The organism is Paracoccus sp. AK26 (assembly GCF_011801365.1).
GTDB classification, from domain to species: Bacteria; Pseudomonadota; Alphaproteobacteria; order Rhodobacterales; family Rhodobacteraceae; genus Paracoccus; species Paracoccus aerius.
The window spans coordinates 1,849,004-1,867,902 of record NZ_CP041041.1; the positions used below are offsets into that span (position 1 = coordinate 1,849,004).

20 protein-coding genes are annotated in these 18,899 nt (G+C 67.8%); 12 read left to right on the forward strand and 8 right to left on the reverse strand.

Annotated elements, in window-relative coordinates:
* Window positions 1-22 precede the first annotated feature (22 nt).
* The 3 genes from radA (at window position 23) to purF (ending at window position 3,650) form a co-directional block, all read left to right on the forward strand.
* Complete coding sequence (radA, locus tag FIU66_RS09160; protein WP_167622415.1) at window positions 23-1,387, forward strand: DNA repair protein RadA; 1,365 nt, start codon at window positions 23-25, stop codon at window positions 1,385-1,387.
* A 42-nt stretch (window positions 1,388-1,429) separates the two neighbouring features.
* A complete protein-coding gene (locus FIU66_RS09165; protein WP_167622416.1) occupies window positions 1,430-2,023 on the forward strand; it encodes a CvpA family protein in 594 nt (197 codons plus the stop codon).
* Between the two features lie 136 nt (window positions 2,024-2,159).
* The gene (gene purF, locus FIU66_RS09170; RefSeq protein ID WP_191309465.1) at window positions 2,160-3,650 is read left to right on the forward strand and encodes an amidophosphoribosyltransferase; all 1,491 of its coding nucleotides are present in this window, start codon (window positions 2,160-2,162) and stop codon (window positions 3,648-3,650) included.
* Between the two features lie 53 nt (window positions 3,651-3,703).
* On the opposite strand, the gene FIU66_RS09175 is transcribed toward purF, so the two are convergent.
* From FIU66_RS09175 to FIU66_RS09190, 4 genes are all read right to left on the reverse strand, one after another.
* Window positions 3,704-4,144, reverse strand: a complete 441-nt coding sequence (locus FIU66_RS09175; protein ID WP_167622418.1) for an NUDIX domain-containing protein — start codon at window positions 4,142-4,144, stop codon at window positions 3,704-3,706.
* Window positions 4,141-5,175: a 5-(carboxyamino)imidazole ribonucleotide synthase gene (locus tag FIU66_RS09180; RefSeq protein WP_167622419.1), complete on the reverse strand. Its 1,035-nt coding sequence runs from the start codon at window positions 5,173-5,175 to the stop codon at window positions 4,141-4,143. Before FIU66_RS09180 ends, FIU66_RS09175 begins: the two co-directional genes overlap by 4 nt.
* Window positions 5,168-5,653, reverse strand: a complete 486-nt coding sequence (purE, locus tag FIU66_RS09185) for a 5-(carboxyamino)imidazole ribonucleotide mutase (RefSeq protein ID WP_167623458.1) — start codon at window positions 5,651-5,653, stop codon at window positions 5,168-5,170. Before purE ends, FIU66_RS09180 begins: the two co-directional genes overlap by 8 nt.
* A gap of 65 nt (window positions 5,654-5,718) precedes the next feature.
* On the reverse strand, window positions 5,719-5,937 hold the full coding sequence (locus FIU66_RS09190) for a YdcH family protein (RefSeq protein WP_167622420.1): 219 nt from the start codon (window positions 5,935-5,937) through the stop codon (window positions 5,719-5,721).
* Window positions 5,938-6,087: 150 nt separating this feature from the next.
* Here FIU66_RS09190 and FIU66_RS09195 point away from each other — a divergent pair, with 150 nt between their 5' ends.
* From FIU66_RS09195 to FIU66_RS09205, 3 genes are all read left to right on the forward strand, one after another.
* On the forward strand, window positions 6,088-6,651 hold the full coding sequence (locus FIU66_RS09195; protein ID WP_167622421.1) for a hypothetical protein: 564 nt from the start codon (window positions 6,088-6,090) through the stop codon (window positions 6,649-6,651).
* A gap of 99 nt (window positions 6,652-6,750) precedes the next feature.
* A complete protein-coding gene (locus FIU66_RS09200; RefSeq protein ID WP_167622422.1) occupies window positions 6,751-7,161 on the forward strand; it encodes an Hsp20 family protein in 411 nt (136 codons plus the stop codon).
* Window positions 7,162-7,172: 11 nt separating this feature from the next.
* The gene (locus tag FIU66_RS09205) at window positions 7,173-7,400 is read left to right on the forward strand and encodes a DUF1150 family protein (RefSeq protein WP_167622423.1); all 228 of its coding nucleotides are present in this window, start codon (window positions 7,173-7,175) and stop codon (window positions 7,398-7,400) included.
* Here FIU66_RS09205 and FIU66_RS09210 read toward each other — a convergent pair.
* Both FIU66_RS09210 and FIU66_RS09215 read right to left on the reverse strand, forming a co-directional pair.
* On the reverse strand, window positions 7,387-8,844 hold the full coding sequence (locus FIU66_RS09210) for an MFS transporter (RefSeq protein ID WP_167622424.1): 1,458 nt from the start codon (window positions 8,842-8,844) through the stop codon (window positions 7,387-7,389). The two genes, FIU66_RS09205 and FIU66_RS09210, sit on opposite strands and share 14 nt — an antisense overlap.
* Window positions 8,845-8,882: 38 nt before the next feature.
* Entirely contained in the window at window positions 8,883-9,632 is a 750-nt protein-coding gene (locus tag FIU66_RS09215) for a transcription antiterminator BlgG (RefSeq protein WP_167622425.1), read from the reverse strand.
* A gap of 87 nt (window positions 9,633-9,719) precedes the next feature.
* Between FIU66_RS09215 and FIU66_RS09220 the strand changes: the two genes are divergently transcribed.
* Entirely contained in the window at window positions 9,720-10,412 is a 693-nt protein-coding gene (locus tag FIU66_RS09220; protein ID WP_167622426.1) for an HAD family phosphatase, read from the forward strand.
* Between the two features lie 55 nt (window positions 10,413-10,467).
* Entirely contained in the window at window positions 10,468-11,919 is a 1,452-nt protein-coding gene (gene xylB, locus FIU66_RS09225) for a xylulokinase (RefSeq protein WP_167622427.1), read from the forward strand.
* A gap of 5 nt (window positions 11,920-11,924) precedes the next feature.
* Here the strand turns inward: xylB and FIU66_RS09230 are convergent, their stop codons facing one another.
* Window positions 11,925-13,178, reverse strand: a complete 1,254-nt coding sequence (locus FIU66_RS09230) for an ATP-binding protein (RefSeq protein ID WP_167622428.1) — start codon at window positions 13,176-13,178, stop codon at window positions 11,925-11,927.
* A complete protein-coding gene (locus FIU66_RS09235; RefSeq protein WP_167622429.1) occupies window positions 13,175-13,894 on the reverse strand; it encodes a response regulator transcription factor in 720 nt (239 codons plus the stop codon). Before FIU66_RS09235 ends, FIU66_RS09230 begins: the two co-directional genes overlap by 4 nt.
* 206 nt (window positions 13,895-14,100) lie before the next feature.
* Between FIU66_RS09235 and FIU66_RS09240 the strand changes: the two genes are divergently transcribed.
* From FIU66_RS09240 to FIU66_RS09255, 4 genes are all read left to right on the forward strand, one after another.
* Window positions 14,101-15,315 (forward strand): efflux RND transporter periplasmic adaptor subunit, encoded by a 1,215-nt coding sequence (locus FIU66_RS09240; RefSeq protein WP_167622430.1) that lies wholly within the window; start codon window positions 14,101-14,103, stop codon window positions 15,313-15,315.
* A 3-nt stretch (window positions 15,316-15,318) separates the two neighbouring features.
* On the forward strand, window positions 15,319-17,265 hold the full coding sequence (locus tag FIU66_RS09245; protein WP_240544653.1) for a MacB family efflux pump subunit: 1,947 nt from the start codon (window positions 15,319-15,321) through the stop codon (window positions 17,263-17,265).
* Window positions 17,266-17,396: 131 nt separating this feature from the next.
* Window positions 17,397-18,371, forward strand: a complete 975-nt coding sequence (locus FIU66_RS09250) for a tripartite tricarboxylate transporter substrate-binding protein (RefSeq protein WP_167622431.1) — start codon at window positions 17,397-17,399, stop codon at window positions 18,369-18,371.
* A 55-nt stretch (window positions 18,372-18,426) separates the two neighbouring features.
* Window positions 18,427-18,891, forward strand: coding sequence for a tripartite tricarboxylate transporter TctB family protein (locus FIU66_RS09255; protein ID WP_167622432.1), 465 nt, complete (start codon window positions 18,427-18,429; stop codon window positions 18,889-18,891).
* Window positions 18,892-18,899 lie beyond the last annotated feature (8 nt).

The following is an 18,899-nucleotide window of genomic DNA, read 5'->3' on the forward strand; positions in this document are numbered from 1 at the left end:
CCGCAAATGCCACATGACGGACATGGCAAAATCCACCAATGCTTTCACCTGCACCGCCTGCGGCGCGTCCCACAAGAAATGGGCTGGGCGCTGCGACGCCTGCGGCGCCTGGAACACCATCGTCGAGGAGGCGCCCCTGTCCCAGGGCCCGGGCCGGGGCCTCGGCGCCGCCAAGGGCCGCGCGGTTCCGCTGTCCACCTTGATGACGACCGAAGCTCCGCCCCCGCGCCACCTGTCCGGCATGGACGAACTGGACCGCGTTCTGGGCGGCGGCCTGGTTCCCGGCAGCGCGGTCCTGATCGGCGGGGATCCCGGCATCGGCAAATCGACGCTGCTGTTGCAGGGTGCGGCGGCATTTGCCCGGCGCGGCCTGAACGCCGTCTATATCAGCGGCGAGGAAGCAAGCGCGCAGGTCAGGATGCGGGCGCAGCGCCTGGGGCTGGCGGATGCGCCGGTGCGGCTGGGGGCGGAAACCAACCTGCGCGACATCCTGACCACGCTCGACAATGAGCGTCCCGACCTGGCGATCATCGATTCCGTCCAAACGCTGTGGTCCGACCAGGTCGAGGCCGCGCCGGGCAGCGTGGCCCAGGTCCGTGCGGCGGCGCATGAGCTTGTCACCTTCGCCAAGCGCAAGGGCGTGGCGATCTTTTTGGTGGGCCATGTCACCAAGGAAGGCCAGATTGCCGGTCCCCGCGTGGTCGAGCACATGGTCGACACCGTCATCTATTTCGAGGGCGAGCGCGGCCACCAGTTCCGCATCCTGCGGTCGGTCAAGAACCGCTTCGGCCCGGCGGACGAGATCGGCGTCTTCGAGATGACTGGGGCCGGCCTGGCCGAGGTCGCCAATCCGTCCGCCCTGTTCCTGTCCGAACGCGGCCAGCCCGTCCCCGGCAGCGCCGTCTTTGCCGGGATCGAGGGCACGCGCCCCGTCCTGACCGAGGTGCAGGCGCTTGTGGCGCCATCGACGCTGGCGTCCCCGCGCCGCACGGTGGTGGGCCTGGACAGCGGTCGCGTCAGCACGATCCTGGCCGTGCTGGAAGCCCGCTGCGGCATCCCCTTCGCTGGGCTCGACGTGTTCCTGAACGTCGCAGGCGGGATGCGCGTCAATGAACCCGCCGCCGACCTGGCCATCGCGGGCGCGCTTTTGTCCGCGCGCGAGGACAGCGCCCTGCCGCCCGAAGCGGTGCTGTTCGGCGAAATCAGCCTGTCGGGCGCGCTGCGTCCCGTCGCGCAGGCGGAAAACAGGTTGAAAGAGGCGCAGAAACTTGGTTTTTCACAGGCGATTTTGCCCGACAGCCAGAAGGTCGAGGGTGCAGGGGGGATGAGCGTCAGGCGCATCGCCGACCTGACAGGATTTGCAGGAGAGGTCTTCGGCGCCGGCTGAAGTGCCTGAAACGAAAAGACAACCGGCGCATGGGGACAGGCGATGGACGGATTCACAGTTATTGACGCGGTGGTGGCTGCGGTCATCATCCTTTCGGCCATTTTGGCCTGGTCGCGCGGCTTTGTGCGCGAATCGCTGGCGATCTTGGGCTGGATCGGGGCAGCGATCCTGGCCTTCATCTTCGCGGCAGCCATGCGCCCGCTGATCGCGCAGCTTCCGGTCCTCGACCGCTTCCTGGGCGACAGTTGCGAACTGGCGACCATTGCGGGCTTTGCCGTGGTCTTCGCACTGGCCCTTGTGGTCTTTTCAATCATCACTCCGCTGTTCTCGTCGGTCGTGCAACGCTCGGCCCTCGGGGGCGTGGACCAGGGGATGGGCTTCCTGTTCGGCGTTGCCAGGGGCATCCTGTTGGTGGCGATCGCCTTCATCGTCTATGACCGCGTGATGACAAGCCAGCAGGTCGCAGTGGTGGAAAACAGCCGCAGCGCCCAGGTGTTCGAGCGGATGCGCGGCCAGATGGACCAGCAAATCCCCGACGACGCGCCGGGCTGGATCGTCAGCCGCTACGAACAGATGGTGGCGGGCTGCACGGCCACGGCCACCCCCTCGGCGCAGGAAACCCCGCCCGCCAACTGATGCGCCGACTGCATGGCTGCCCTGTTGTGATGCTTCCGTGACGAAAAACCGCCCCCGCCATCGTGCGGGGGCGTGACTTTGGGACGCACCCGCACTACATGGTGCGGGACAGCCCAAAGCCATTCAGGACGCCGTGATGCAACCATTCCTGGCCCATCCGTTCGATTCGGACCGCCTGCACGAAGAATGCGGCATCTTCGGCGCCATCGGCGTCACCGATGCCTCGAACTTCGTGGCCCTTGGCCTGCACGCGCTGCAGCATCGCGGCCAGGAAGCGGGCGGCATCGTTGCCCATGACGCGGAACACGGGTTCAACAGCGCCCACCGCTTCGGCTATGTCCGCGACAACTTCACCAAGGCCGAGGTGATGGCGACCCTGCCCGGCCCGCTGGCCATCGGCCATGTGCGCTATTCCACTGCCGGGACCAAGGCCGCGACCGCCATCCGCGACGTGCAGCCCTTCTTTGGCGAGTTTCACATGGGCGGCTGCGCCATCGCCCATAACGGCAACATCACCAATGCGGCGGCGCTTCGGCGCGAGTTGATCGAGCGCGGCTCGATCTTCCAGTCCTCCAGCGACAGCGAATGCATCATCCACCTGATGGCGCGGTCGATCCAGCGCAACATCCCCGAACGGATGAAGGACGCGCTGCGCCGGGTCGAGGGCGCGTTTTCCGTCATCGCCATGACCCGGACCAAGCTGATCGGCGTGCGCGACCCCTTGGGCGTGCGCCCGCTGGTGCTGGGCAAGGTGGGCGAGGATGGCTTCGTGCTGGCGTCGGAAACCTGCGCCCTGGACATCATCGGCGCCGAGTTCATCCGCGAGATCGAGCCGGGCGAGATGGTGGTGATTTCCAAGGGCGAGGTTGAATCCTCGCGCCCCTTCGGCCCCTCGACGGGCCGCTTCTGCATCTTCGAGCATGTCTATTTCTCGCGTCCCGATTCGATCATCGGCGGGCGCTCGGTCTATGAAACCCGCCGCCAGATCGGCGTGGAACTGGCCCGCGAGGCGCCTATCGAGGCGGACCTGGTTTGTCCCGTCCCCGACAGCGGCACGCCCGCGGCCATTGGATACGCCCAGGAATCAGGCATCCCCTACGGCATGGGGATCATCCGCAACCAGTATATGGGCCGCACCTTCATCGAGCCGACCGAGCAGATCCGCAACATGGGCGTCCGGCTGAAGCTGAACGTGAACCGGTCCCTGATCGCGGGCAAGCGCGTGGTGCTGGTCGATGACAGCGTGGTGCGCGGCACCACCTCGCGCAAGATCAAGGACATGATCCTGGACGCGGGCGCCGCCGAGGTGCATTTCCGCATCGCATCGCCCCCCACGGCCTGGCCATGCTTCTATGGCGTGGACACGCCCGACCGCGACAAGCTGCTGGCGGCCAACATGTCGCCCGACGAGATGCGCGACTGGATCGGCGTCAACTCGCTGGCCTTCGTGTCGCTGGACGGGCTTTACCGCGCCGTGGGCGAGGCCGGGGGCCGCAACAAGGCCTGCCCGCAATACTGCGACGCCTGCTTCTCGGGCGACTATCCGGTGGCGCCCTTTGATCAGCTTGAACGTGGGTTCCGCATGAAGTCGGGATCGGAAACGGCGATGAACGAGGCGGCGGAGTAGCGGGGGACTTCACGTCCCCGGGACCCCCTGTGGGATATTTTCGTGAAGAAGAGTTAGCTGACGATCTGTTCCAGCGGGTCGTACCAGGCGGCGTATTGGCCCCAGACGGCGCGGGCCAGCATTCCGGGCTTGTGGCGCAGCTTGGTCAGTTCCGCGCGCGTGGCCCATATGAAGCGGTTCACCACCTGTTCGGGGTCTTCCAGGATGATGCCGGCATCGCCGTTCAGCGCGGCACGGAAGATGATGTCGACCTGGTGGAAGCCGCGTTCGGGGTCGTGGAATTCGTTGACCAGGATCGGGGCGCTGACGGTGATGGCCAGGCCGGTTTCCTCGGCCACTTCGCGGATCAGGTTTTCGGGCAGGGACTGGCCGGGTTCGACCCCGCCGCCGGGCAGGCACCAGAGGTCGGACTGCTGGCCTGGATAGGCGTTGACCAGCAACAGGCGGTCGTCCCGCAGGATCGCCGCGCGGACCGCCAGTCGGGGCGGCTTCATCCGGTGATCCGGTTCACATGGCCCATCTTGCGCCCCGGTCGCGGATCGCCCTTGCCGTAAAGATGGACCTGCGTGTTCGGCGTTTTCAGAAGATCAGGGACGCGGGCTACATCGTCGCCGATCAGGTTTTCCATCACCACATCTGCGTAACGCTTGCCGTCGCCCAGCGGCAGGCCGGCCACGGCGCGGATATGCTGTTCGAACTGGTCCACCGCGCAGCCCGCCTGGGTCCAATGGCCGGTGTTGTGAACGCGGGGGGCGATCTCGTTGACGATCAGGCCCTGGGGGGTCACGAAGAGTTCGACACCCATGACGCCGACGTAGTCCAGCGCGTTTGCGATGCGCGCTGCGATCAGAACGGCATCGGTGGTGACCTTGCCGGGCAGGCCGCAGGGCACGGTGGTCGTGCGCAAGATGCCTTCGCGGTGGACGTTCAGGCCAGGGTCGAAGGCCGCGACCTGGCCATCGGTGCCGCGCGCGATGATGACGCTGATCTCGGCCGAGAAATCGACGAAGCCTTCCAGCACGGACGGCGCGCCGGTCCATTCGGCGGGACCGTCGCCGATCCGGACCTGGCCCTTGCCGTCATAGCCCAGTCGCCGGGTCTTGAGGATCGAGGGGCGGCCGATCCGCGCAACGGCTGCGTCAAGGTCAGTCTCGGCCGGGACGTCGGCGAAGGGCGCGGTTGCCAAACCGATGTCGTTCAGGAAGGTCTTTTCCGTCAGCCGGTCCTGCGACACCGCCAGCGCGCGGCGGTCGGGGCGGATCGGGCGGATCGATTCAAGCAGGTCCAGCGCCGAGGTCGGGACGTTCTCGAATTCATAGGTGATGACATCGACGCTTTCGGCAAAGGCACGCAGAGCGGCCTCGTCCTCGTAGGGCGCGGTGGTCACGCGCCAGGCCACGTCGCCCGCAGGCGCGGCACCCGGTTCATAGATATGGCAGCGCAGGCCCAGGCGGCTGGCCGCCACCGACAGCATCCGGCCCAACTGGCCGCCGCCCAGGATGCCGATCGTCCGGACATCATTCATCGCGCGGCTCCTCGGGGATGGAATCGGACAGCGCCTGGCGCCAGGCATCCAGGCGTTGAGCAAGCGCGGGATCGGACAGCGCAAGGATGCCCGCTGCCATCAGCCCGGCATTGGCTGCGCCCGCAGTCCCAATGGCCATTGTGGCGACGGGATATCCCTTGGGCATCTGCAGGATCGAATAAAGCGAATCGACCCCGGACAGTGCTTTGGTCTGGACCGGCACGCCGATGACCGGCACGCGGGTCTTTGATGCCATCATCCCCGGCAGGTGCGCCGCGCCCCCTGCACCTGCGATGATGACCTTCAAGCCGCGCGACACGGCGGTCTTGCCGTAATCCCACAGCCGGTCGGGGGTGCGGTGGGCGCTGACGATGCGGGCATCATAAGGGACGCCCAGTTCATCCAGGATCGTGGCGGCTTCCTTCATCGTGGGCCAGTCGGACTGGCTGCCCATGATGATTCCCACAGGTTTTTCCATCATTCGTCCCGATCCCGAACCCGGTTTCCTGCGCCCGCCATAGCGCGCGGGGCGCAGGGCCGCAATCAGGCGATGATGTCGGGGGTGATCTCGTCCTCAAGCCGGGCGATCTGGTCCTTGAGCATCAGCTTCTGCTTCTTCAGGCGCTGCAACGCCAGCGAGGATGTCAGCTGCTGCGCCGACAGGGCCGCGATCGCCTCATCCAGGTCGCGGTGTTCGCAACGCAGCGCCGCCAGCTTGGCGCGGATGATTTCGTCATGGGACATCTCGTGGTGCATGTTCATCTGGCTTGGCCTGGCTCGACGCATGAGGTCTTTGCGCCAAGTATAGATCCTAGCACGGCACATGTTAACAAGATGCTTAGCGAGGGACAGGACCGACTTGCTTCTTGTCCCTCTGCCGGAAGGCTTGGTGTTGCAGAAAGGGGACGGGTGATGAAGGATGTCTGGGGTCTGGCGGCATTCGCCGTTGCGGCATTGGCCATGGGTGCGTCTGCCCAGGCCCAAGAGGACAGGGCGCAGCTTTGCGTCAACCAGTGCCTGTTCAACCACGGCCCGGCGACCAGCCCGGCCTATCAGGCCTGCATCGAACGGATGTGCAGCGACACGCCCGAAGCTAGCCCCCGGCGCGATGCGACTGCGCCCCGCTGGAGGAACGAAAGCGTTTCGGGCGCCCATGCGGCAGTGATTGACGCGGGGGGCAGGTCGCTGAACTACATGTGCCAGCCGGGCGGGCCGGCACTGATCGGCATCTCGGGTCTGGGCGGGGCGGCAGATGACACGCGCATCAGCGTGGACGGCCGTCCCTTCGCGCAGCCCTTCGTGGCGCGCAACGGCATCCTCTATACCACCGCCGACGCCGGATCGCCGCTGGTCGGCGCGCTGATGTCCGGCAACGGGGTCGAGGTCGCGGCGGGGGGCCGCAGCAGCACGTTTCCCCTGACCGGCTCTCGTGCGGCGATCGAAACGGCGGCCCAGGCCTGCGGGATACGGCCGTGATCGGACTTGCAAGGCGCCGGCTTCGTCCACATATTGATGCCAAGCGGATCGCCGCCAAGGGGTCCGCAGAACAGTCGCTTGTCGCAAAAAGGGCTGAGCATGACCAAGATTTCGCTGGGGGCGCATCCGTATCTGCTGGGGTTCGACCAGCTAGAGCGTCTGGCCGAACGGGCCGCAAAGGGCGCCGAGGGCTATCCCCCCTATAACATCGAACATGTCGCGCCCGACGGGTTCCGGATCACGCTGGCGGTCGCGGGTTTCGCGGAACAGGATCTGTCCGTCACGACCGAGGACCGGCAGCTTGTCATCCGCGGCCGCATGGCCGAACCCGAAAGCGAGCGCGTCTTCCTGCACCGGGGCATCGCCGCCCGTGCCTTCCAGCGCAGTTTCGTCCTGGCCGACGGGGTCGAGGTCGAGGGCGCCCAGATGGAGAATGGCCTGCTTCATGTGGACCTGAGGCGCATCCAGCCCCAGCAGGTCGTCCAGACCATTCCGATCAGCCGCAAGTAAAGGGGATCATCATGGATACCAAATTCGACTTCGGCGGCATTGACGCCGAAAGGACGGTCTATATCCGTCAGGTGGAAACCAGCAGCCTGCCCCAGGAACTGCGCCAGCAGCTTGACGGGATCGACAGCATGTATGCCGTCCACGACATCGACGGCGAACGCCTGGCCCTGGTCAAGGACCGGCAACTGGCCTTTGTGCTGGCCCGCCAGAACGAACTGACCCCGGTCAGCGTCCACTGACCTTTTCGGGGCGGGGCGGATTTTCCGCCTTGCCCCGCAGGCCCGTCCGCAGCGCCAGCACCGTCAGGATCGCGGCAAAGGCGCAGACCTGATAGGTCAGGGCGTGCGACATGGCGGCAGGATAATCGTTGCCGCCCTGCCCGTGCAGGCGCACGAAGAACAGGCTGGACACCACCGCGATGCCGATGGCCGCGCCGACCTGCTGGAAGGCCTGCATCGCCCCTGATCCCGCCCCCGCATCCCGTCCCGGCACCGATTGCAGCACCGTCTGGAACAACGGCGAGATCGTCAGCCCCATGCCAAAGCCGCAGACAGCCAATGGTCCGATCAGGGTTGCAGGCGTGAAGCTTTGCGGCGGATGGCCGGTGACATGGCGCAGGAAAACCATCCCCGCCAAAAGCGTCGCCACGCCCACCGCCATCCGTCCCGGCATCCATTTCGTGCCGAAGCGCCCGGTGATGTAGCTGCCCAGCATGATGCCCAGTGGAAAGGGCGCGGTGGCGATGCCCGACTGCATCGGGTCCAAACCGAAGCCCGTCTGCAGATAGATCGCCAGCACCAGGAACATTCCCGGTATGGCCGAAAAGTGCAGCATGACCATCAGCACGCCCGTGACAAAGCCCGCGTTGCGCATCAGGGCGACCGGCAGCAGCTGCTCTCTCCCCTGGCGCGCCAGGCGGACCTGCCGCCAGACGAACAGCCCGCCCACCGGCAGCGCCGCGACCAGCATTGCGATGCACCACCAGGGCCAGCCCAGCAGCGCCCCCTCGATCACCGGCAGGACAACCAGCACCACAGCCAGCGAGAACAGCCCGACCCCGATCCAGTCGATGCGCATCTTCCGATCCGATGACAGCGCCGGGATCCAGCGAAGTCCCGCTGCGATGACGACCATTCCGACCGGCAGGTTCACCAGGAAGATCGGCCGCCAGTCAAGACCGGCGATGTCGCCCGTGATCAGCGCGCCGCCCATCAGCGGCCCGGTGACCGCGCCAAGGCTTGCCACCACGCCCGCCAGGGCAAATGCGCGCGCCTTCTGTTCGGGCGGAAACATCACATGCATGATCGCCATGACCTGCGGCACCATCATCGCCCCGCCCACCCCCTGCAGCGCGCGCGACCAGATCAGCATCGGCATCGACAGCGCCAAGCCGCACAGCGCCGAGGCCAGCGTGAACAGCCCGATGCCCAGCAGGAACAGCCGTTTGCGCCCGAACTTGTCGCCGAAGCGGCCGAAGGGCAGCAGCCCCGCCGCGAAGGCCAGCACATAGGCGGCCGACACCCACTCGATCTCGGCTGCAGTGGCCCCCAGGTTTTCCTGGATCGAGGGCAGCGCGACGTTCACGATGCTGACGTCGATCAGGTTCATGAAGTTGCCCAGCAGCAGCAGGACTGCTGCAAGCCATGGGTTGAAGGCGGGATCGCCTGCACGCATCGGGGACATGGGCCGCCTTTCCTGCAGATCGTGACATCAGGCCCGGCCTAGCGGTTCCCGTCGGGCAGAACCATCGGCAGCCCGATCCGGTCCTGATGCGGGCGGTAAATTTCCCGTGCGGCGGCGTCGGGCAGGACCAGATGCGTTGCCCCATGATTGCGCGCGACAAGCGCCTGCCACAGCAGGCCACGCGGACCTTCGGGCGGTCCTGCGGCCAGGGGCGCCAGCACGGCATCGCCGGGCGCATCGACCACGACACCCGGCGCGGGCTGGACCAGCAGCGCCGCGCCCATGCGGGCGACCAGCGTCGCGGCCATGTCCACATCCGCCTGGGACGCGGGCAGGACTGCCAGCACCTGACCGGTTCCTCGGCCCCGGAACAGGGCGCGCAGCGCGTTGGGGGTCGGGCCGCTGCCGGGGCGGCGCAGGCCCTTGACCTTGCCCCCCAAGCGGGCCGGGTCGCCCCAGCGGTCGGTCACCGACAGCACCGCCACGACGCCATCCGCGTCGCGCAGCGCAATGTCGTGGCCGGGTTCGACCCCCCGGGCGAAATCCGCCGCGACCCGAAGGGCAAAGGGCACTGGCCATCCCGTGTCCCCGCCTTCGCAGGCCGCGCGATAATCGGCCTCGGTCATGTAGCCGCGCAGCGGGGTAAAGCCGCCGCTTAGAAGCAGGTCAAGCTCGGCCACCTGGCGGGCATCCAGCGCCCATGCGGGCAGCTTCTCGGCCTCGGCCCCCAAGGCGGTCGCGGCGTCGGGGGATACGAAAAGCTCTCGGACAGGAAGGAAATGCGTCATGCCCACCCGCCTAGCGCAGCAGGCGCCGTTTGTCATCCGCGCCCGATCCGTGTAGGCATCAGGCCGTTATCGCAACCAGGGGGCCGCATGACCGATATCCGCGCCGTGATCTTCGACATGGACGGCTGCCTTGTGGACAGCGAGCCGATGTCGCTGGAAACGCTGGCCGAGATGATGGCGGTCGAGGGGCTGCATGCCACCCCGGACGAACTGCGCCGCAAATTCCTGGGCATGTCGATCCAGGCCATTGTCCGGCACCTCAGCGAGGCGCTTGACCGGCCCGACCTGCCCGACTTCGCCCGCATCTTCGAGGAACGGCTGCTGGCGCGCTATCCTTCCGAATTGCGGGTGATCCCCGGCATTCCGGCACTGCTGGACGATCTGGCCGCGCGCGGCGTGACGGTGGCCATCGCCACCGGCAGTTCGGTCCGCAGGCTGGGCATCACGCTGGATGTGGCGGGTCTGGCGGGCCAGTTCGGCGACCGCATCTTCAGCGCCGATCAGGTGCGGCGCGGCAAGCCCGCCCCCGACCTGTTCCTGCTGGCCGCCCAAAGCCTGGGCATCGCCCCCGAAGCCTGCGCGGTGATGGAGGATTCCCCGCACGGGATTACTGGCGCCCGCGCCGCAGGGATGCGCGCGGTGGGCTTCACCGGCGGCAGCCATCTTGTCGGGATGCAGGACGACCATGCCCGCCGCCTGAGCGAGGCTGGCGCGGCGATCGTGCTGCCGGACCTGGACGGGATGGCGGCCGCACTGCTGGACAGGCCGGGACGGGTCTGACGGCGACGATCATTCGCAAGACAAGGGCGGCAAGGCCGCAGGGGAGAGAGGGAAGATGAGCTATCTGGGAATCGATCTGGGCACGTCGGGGCTGCGGGCGCTGCTGGTGGATGAAGGCGGCAGGCCCGTCGGATCGACGGAACGGCATTATCCGGTCAGCCATCCCCATTCCGGCTGGTCGGAACAGGATCCCGCCGATTGGATCGGCGCACTTGAAGGGGCCATCGCGGAACTGCGCGACCGCCACCCGGAATTTGCCGGCCTTCGCGGCATTGGCGTTGCAGGCCACATGCATGGCGCGACCTTGTTGGACGCGGACGATCGGGTGATCCGGCCCTGCATCCTGTGGAACGACACCCGCAGCCACGCCGAGGCCGCAAGGCTGGACGCGACGCCTGGGGTGCGGGATCTGTCGGGCAATATCGTCTTTCCGGGCTTCACCGCGCCCAAGCTGGAATGGGTCCGAGCGCATGAACCGCAGAACCATGCCCGGATCGCACGGGTGCTGCTGCCCGCTGCCTATCTGAACCTGTATCTCACGGGCGATCATGTGACCGACATGTCTGATGCGGCAGGCACGTCCTGGCTGGATACGGGCGCGCGGGACTGGTCGGACGCGCTGCTGGCTGCGGGCCACATGCGGCGCGACCAGATGCCCCGGCTGGTCGAAGGCTCGGCCCCCGCAGGCAGACTGCGCGCGGACCTGGCGCAGGCCTGGGGGCTGTCGCAGCCGGTCGTGGTGGCCGGGGGCGCGGGCGACAATGCCGCCGCCGCCTGCGGGATCGGCGCCATGCGCGAAGGCCAGGGCTTTGTGTCGCTGGGAACATCGGGCGTGCTTCTGGCGGCGCGCGACGGCTATCACCCCGCGCCGGAAACGGCGCTGCACACCTTCTGCCACGCGGTGCCGGGCACCTGGTACCAGATGGGCGTGATGCTGTCGGCGACCGACAGCCTGAACTGGCTGTCCGGGATCACCGGCGCGCGCCCTGCCGACCTGACCGCCCCCCTGGGCGAGACGCTGCGCGCGCCGGGGCCGGTGCGCTTCCTGCCCTATCTGTCGGGCGAACGGACGCCGCACAACGACGCGGTGATCCGGGGCGCCTTCACCGGCCTGGGGTCGGGCACCACGCGCGACGACATGACCCGCGCCGTGCTGGAGGGCGTGGCCTTCGGCTTGCGCGACAGCCACCAGGCGCTGAAGGAAACGGGCGCCCGGCTGGACCGGATGATGGCGATCGGCGGCGGGGCGCGGTCGCGTTACTGGCTGCGGGTGATCGCCACGACGCTGGACGTGACCCTGACCCTGCCCGCCGATGGCGAATTCGGCGCAGCCCTGGGCGCGGCTCGGCTGGGCATGGTCGCGGCAGGCGCGGGCAGCATGGCCCAGATCATGACCGCCCCCGACATGGTCGAGGAAATCGCCCCCGATGCCACCCTGCGCGACGATTTCGAGGCCGCCTATCACGCCTTCCGCGCGGCTTATCCGGCGATTCGCGGCGCGCAGTAGGCGCGTCAGACGATCCGCGCGGGCAGCGTCACGGTCTGGCGCAGCCCGCGCGGCTGGATGTTCGCAAGCGCGATCCGGCCGCCAAGCTGGTCCAGGATCTGCCGGGCAATCGCCATGCCCAGCCCTGCGCCCGGCAGCGCCTTGCGGCGGCCCTTGTCCACCCGGAAGAACGGCTCGAAGGCGCGTTCCATCAGCGCCTCGGGGATGCCGGGGCCGTCATCCTCGATCACCAGTTCGGCCCCTTCCCCGTCGTGGCGCAGACGGACGCGCGCGGCCTTGCCGTGGGTCGCCGCATTGATGACCAGGTTGCGGATGGCGCGCTTCAGCGACAACGGATCGGCGCTGGCCACCAGCGGCGCAAGCGGTCCAAGCGTGACCAGGTAATTCAGGGCGCGCAACTCGGCGACGATTTCGCCCACAAGCCGGTCAAGCCGCAGATCCTGCGCCTCTCCTTGGGTCACCTGGTCGCGGACCAGCCGGATCGCGCTGTCGGCGATGGCGTCCAATTCGGCCAGGTCGGCCAGCCATTTCTCGCGCTCGGCGTCGTCCTCGACGAATTCGGCGCGCAGGCGCATCCGGGTCATGGGCGTGCGCAGGTCGTGGCCCGCCGCCGCGACAAGGCGCATCCGGCTTTCCATCGCCGATTTCAGCCGCGCCGACAGGTGGTTCAGCGCCCGCGCCGTGGCCTGGGTTTCGGGCAGCCCGGTTTCCGGGATCGGCACCAGCACGCCGTCGCGGCCGATTCGGTCCACGGCGCCTTCCAGGATCCGCAAGGGCCCGGTGATCCGCGTGGCGGCCACCAGCGACACGGCCGTGGCCCCGGTCACGATCAGCGCCATCCAGGCCGCGAAGATGCGCCACCCCCCGCGCGGCGGCCGCAGGTCCGGCAAGGGCAGGATCACCCAGCCGTCCCCAAGGTCGACCGAGATGCGCCGCGTCGTCCCCTGCGGATCCTCGGTCACCACGAACCGGTTCTGCAAGCCCTGCTTTGCAAGCGTTCGGGTCCAACGCTGGGTCGATCGGTCGCGCACCTCGCCGGCGGCAGGGCGGTCGGCGAACAGCATTCCCGCAGCCTCGGCCGCCGCGCGATCGGTCTGGGCAAAGCGGACGTTCCACGCGATCTGTCGGGCCACGGGGATCACCGCGGCCTCGGGCAGCGGTCGCTGGACCAGTTGCACCGCGACAAGCGTCGCCAGGGCGATCACCACGACGATGGCCAGGATCATGAAGCCCGCGATCCGGTTGCGCAGCGAGGTCATGGGCCCGGCGCCTCGACCGCGACGGGGACGGCAAGCTGATAGCCGCCGTTCCGCACGGTCTTGAAGACGGCGGGCACGGCATCGGTGGCAAGCTTGCGGCGCAGCCTGCTCATCAGCACGTCGATGGACCGATCGAGCGGGTCGCGGTCCCGGCCTTGCGTCAGATCCAGCAGCAGATCGCGCGACAGGACCCGGCCGGGGCGCACCAGGAAGGCCATCAGAAGGTCGAACTCGGCCCCGGTCAGGTCGATGTCGGCCCCGCCCGCGACAACCCGGCGTTGGTCGGGAAGCACCCGGAAGCCCGCGAACAGATAGCTGCCGGCAGGCTGAGGGGGTTCATCGCCGCCGCTGCGGCGCAGGACGGCGCGGATGCGGGCGGTCAATTCGCGCGGGTTGAAGGGCTTGCCCAGGTAATCGTCGGCGCCGATCTCCAGCCCCACGATACGGTCGACATCTTCCTTCAAGGCCGTCAGCAGGATCACCGGGATGCGCGGCCGCTGGTCTTGAAGGCCGCGGCAGATCTCCAACCCGGTGCCATCGGGCAGCATCACGTCCAGCACGATAAGGTCGGGCGGCGCGTCGGCCACCCGTGCCAGGCATTCGCGCCGGTCCTGCGCAGTGGTGACGCGAAACCCCTGCCCGCCCAGATAGCGGGCCAGAAGGCTGCGGATTTCGGCGTCGTCGTCGACGACAAGGATATGCGGGTTGCCGGTCATGTCGGTCCTGATCGCCTTTCTGCCACCCGCTATATAGGGGGCGTGCCGCCCCCCTGCCCGCATTTTTGCAACCGAACGTTTCCGTGCCGCCGCTGGAAATGTTGATTTACAAATCTGGTCCGCCACGCCGGGCCGGCCCCATTGGATCCGGGCCTGCCGGCGCTATCTACTGATGGGGAAGATCGGCTGGATCGGGGATCAACTGGATGCGCTTCGGGTTTCGTCACGGCGTGGCGGCATTGGCGGTCTGCGGCGCGCTTGCGGCGGGGGCCGCGGCACTTGGCGTCGGGCAATCCCAGGGCGGCGACGGATTGCAGGTGCTGACCACCCCCGTCGCGCGCGGCGATATCGAGGTGACGGTGCTGGCCCAAGGGACGATCAAGCCCCGCAACCTGGTCGCGGTCGGCGCGCAGGCATCGGGGCGGATCACCACCATTGCGGTGGAACTGGGCCAGACCGTCCGCCAGGGCGATCTGATTGCCGAGATTGATTCCGTCAACCAGCGGAACGCGCTGAAATCCGCGGAATCGGATCTGGCCGTCGCCCGCGCCCAGCGGCTCGAGCGCGAGGCGACGCTGGATCTGGCGCTGCGGACGCTGGACCGGCTGGAAAAACTGCAAAGCTCGAACCTGACCTTGCAGAACGAATATGACACCGCCGTCTCGAATGTGGCGGTGGCCCGGGCGCAGATCGACGCGCTTGATGCCCAGATCGCCCAGGCCGAAGTCGCGATCCAGACGGCCGAGGCGAACCTGGCCTATACCCGCATCACCGCGCCCGCCGACGGCACCGTGCTGGCGATCACCGCCCAGCAGGGCCAGACCGTCAACGCCGCGCAATCCGCCCCCACGATCGTCGTGCTGGGCGACCTGACCCAGATGGAGGTCTTTGCCCAGATTTCCGAGGCCGATATCGGACGGGTCGAACCCGGCCAGAAGGTCTGGTTCACCACCTTGGGCGCCCCCGACCGCCGATATGACGCGGTGCTGGAAGCCGTGGCCCCTGCCCCCGAATCCATCGTGAACGACCCTAGCCTGGGCGGCGGCACCGGATCGGGCAGCACGGCGTCCGAGGCGATCTATTACAACGGCCGCTTTTCCGTTCCCAATCCCGACGGCCGGTTGCGCACCTACATGACGGCCGAGGTGCATATCGTCCTGGGCCAGGCGCGGGACGTGCTGACGGTGCCGTCCATCGCGCTTGGCGCGCCGGGTGCGGACGGGCAATACCGGCTTCAGGTGCAGGGCAGCGACGGTTCGCTTCAGGAACGCGCGGTCAGCGTGGGGCTGAACGACAAGGTCATGGCCGAGATCACCGACGGCCTGCAGGAAGGCGAGCAGATTGTCACAGGCAGCGGCACAAGCCAGGGCGGGCCGTCAGGCCGCAACCCCTTGGGCGGGATGCGCGGAATGCGGGGCTGATCCGTGGACGGGCAGCCGATCATCCAACTGGCGGGCATCGGGCGCAGCTATGTCCAGGGCGAAGGCAGCCTGACCGTGTTGCGCGACGTGGACCTGGCGATCATGCCGGGCGAATATGTGGCGATCATCGGCGCATCGGGTTCGGGCAAGACCACGCTGATGAACATCCTGGGCTGCCTGGACCGCCCCAGCACCGGCACCTACCGCTTTGCGGGCCAGGATATCGGCAGCTTCGACAACACCCGACTGGCCGCGCTGCGGCGCGAACGCTTCGGCTTCATCTTCCAGCGATACCACCTGCTGCCGGAACTGACCGCCCTTGGCAATGTCGAGATCCCGGCCGTCTATCGCGGCGAGGCGGCATCGGATCGCCGGGCGCGGGCGGCGCGGCTGCTGGACCGGCTGGGCATGGGCGCGCGGCTGGGGCACCGGCCCTCGGCCCTGTCGGGGGGCCAGCAGCAGCGTGTCTCCATCGCCCGCGCGCTGATGAACGACGCCAGCGTGATCCTGGCGGACGAGCCTACCGGCGCGCTCGACAGCCGCAGCGGCGAGGAGGTGCTGTCCATCCTGGACGAGCTGAACGCCGACGGCCGCACCATCATCGTCGTGACCCACGACCCCAAGGTCGCCGCCCGCGCCCGCCGCATCATCGAGATCAGCGACGGCCGCATCGTCGGCGACCGCCGGAACCAGCCGGCCCCTGCCCCGGCGTCCTGCGCGCCCGCCGCGAAACCCGCCCCCGCCCTGCCCGGCAGCGCCTTCTGGGAAGCGCTGCGGATGGCCGTCGTCTCGATGCGCGCGCACAAGCTGCGCAGCTTCCTGACCATGCTGGGCATCATCATCGGCATCGCATCCGTCGTGTCGGTGGTGGCGCTTGGCGAAGGCTCGCGCCAGCAGGTGCTGGACAATATCTCGTCCTTGGGCACCAATACGCTGGAGGTCTTTCCGGGCCGCGACTTCGGAGACATGCGGTCGGGCCGCATCAAGACGCTGGTCGCATCCGACGCCGAGGCGCTTGGCCGCCTGCCCTTTGTCGCGGCCGCGACGCCGGGCACCGCGACCACGGCCACCGTGCGCTTCGGCTCGGCCGAGGCCAATGCCCAGATCAGCGGCGTCGGCGGCGATTACTTCGCGGTCACCGGATCGACGATCATTGCCGGGCGCAGCTTCGATGCATCCGCGGTCAGCCGCATGGCGCAAGAGGTGGTGATCGACACCAACACCCGCGACAGCCTGTTCGGGGGCCGCGCGGACAGCGGCGTGGGCCAGGTGATCTATGCGGGCAATGCCATGCTGCGGGTGATCGGCGTGGCCGAAATCGCCTCGCGCGGGCCCGGCGCCAGCCAGACGCTGCGGCTTTACGCACCCTATACTACCGTTCAGGCGCGCTATCTGGGGACCACGACGCTGTCCAGCCTGACGCTGCGGATCGCGGATGACGCCGACATGGCCGCGGCCGAGGATGCCGTGACCCAGTTCCTGACCCAGCGGCACGGGACCAAGGACTTCTTCATCGTCAACACCGACCAGATCCGCCAGACCATCACCAGCACGACCGGGGCGCTGACGCTGCTGATCTCGGCCATCGCGGTGATCTCGCTGGTGGTGGGCGGGATCGGGGTCATGAACATCATGCTGGTGTCGGTCACGGAACGGGTCTCCGAGATCGGGTTGCGCATGGCCGTGGGCGCGCGTCGCAGCGACATCCTGCAGCAATTCCTGATCGAGGCCGTGCTGGTCTGCATGATCGGCGGCCTGCTGGGGATTGCCGCGGCGCTTGGCTTCAACCTGCTGTTCGACCGCCTGTCGACCAGCTTCACGATGATCCAGTCGCCCTGGGCGATGATCGTGGCCCTGGTCAGTTCGACCCTGATCGGAATCACCTTCGGCTTCCTGCCGGCACGCAATGCCTCGCGCATGGACCCGGTGGCTGCGCTGTCCAGGGGGTGACGCCGCGGCGTCGAAATGCACGCGACGTGAAAACCGGCTGAAAAAACCGTTGTGTCCCCCGGACAAGCTGCGCAAAGTCTGTTCCAGCACGACGGCGCCCCGAAGCGCCGCACAGCAGTCTGGGAGGACACATGAAACTGACGAAGCTGATGGCGGGCCTTGCGGCCGCCACCATCCTGTCTGCGCCTGCTTTCGCGCAGGGCTATCCCGAACGCCAGATCACGATGGTGGTGCCGTTTTCGGCCGGCGGTCCCACCGATACCGTGGCCCGCCTGGTGGCCGAACGGATGTCGGCCGACCTGGGCCAGCAGATCGTGATCGAGAACGTCGGCGGCGCCGGCGGCACGCTGGGCGCGGGCAACGTCGCCAAGGCTGAAGCCGATGGCTATACGGTGCTGCTGCATCACATCGGCATGGCGACATCCGACACGCTGTATCGCAACCTGCCCTACGAAACGCTGGACGCCTTCGAATATGTGGGCCTCGTGACCGAGGTTCCGATGGTGGTCACCGCCCGGCAGGATTTCGAACCCGCCGACTTTCCGGCCTTCATCGAATACGTCAAGGCCAACGCCGACAGCCTGACGCTGGCCAATGCGGGCATCGGCGCGGCAAGCCACCTGTGCGGGATGTTGCTGATGCAGGCCCTGGAAGCGCCGCTTGTCACCGTCCCCTACAAGGGCACCGGCCCCGCGATGACCGACCTTCTGGGCGGGCAGGTCGACATCATGTGCGACCAGACCACCAACACCACCCAGCAGATCAAGGGCGGCACCATCAAGGCCTATGCCGTGACCACGCCGGAAAGGCTGGAGCTGTTCCCCGACCTGCCGACCGCCACCGAAAGCGGCCTCGAGACGATGCAGTTCGGCATCTGGCACGGCATCTACACGCCCAAGGGCACCCCGGCCGAGGTGAACCAGCGCTTGTCGGAATCCCTGCAGAAGGCGCTTGCCGACGAAGGCGTGGCAAAGGCCATGGCAGACCTCGGCACCTCGCCCTCGCCGGCCGAGGACGCCACGCCCGAGGCGCTGAAGGCCAAGCTGGAATCCGAGATTGCCCGCTGGAAGCCGGTGATCGAGGCCGCGGGCGTCTACGCCGATTGACCAAGCACCCGCCGCCATGCCCTGGCGGCGGGTCCACCTGACATGCGGGGGAGCCATGTCCACGAAACCGAATGACGGCACGGATATCGCCGCGGGCCTGCTGTTCATGGCCATCGCGGCCTTTTTCGCCTGGCAGGGGCTGGGCCTGGACATGGGCACGTCGTTGCGGATGGGACCGGGATATTTCCCGATGGTCCTGTCCGGCCTTCTGTTCATCCTGGGCGCGGTGATCCTGTTCAAGGCCTTCGGGCGGCCAGACGACGAACCCATCGGCCGCTTCGCCTGGCGGGGCATCCTGTTCATCCTGCCCGCGCCGATCTTCTTCGGCCTGACCGTGCGCGGCCTGGGCTTCGTTCCCGCGCTGTTCATCACCACGCTGATCGCGTCGCAGGCCTCGATGCGGATGCGCCCGCTGCCCGCGCTGATCCTGGCGATCGTCGTCACCATCCTGTCCACGCTGATCTTCAGCTATGGCCTGGGCCTGCCGTTCCGGCGCTTCGGCCCCTGGCTGCCGATCTGAGGGCGCGC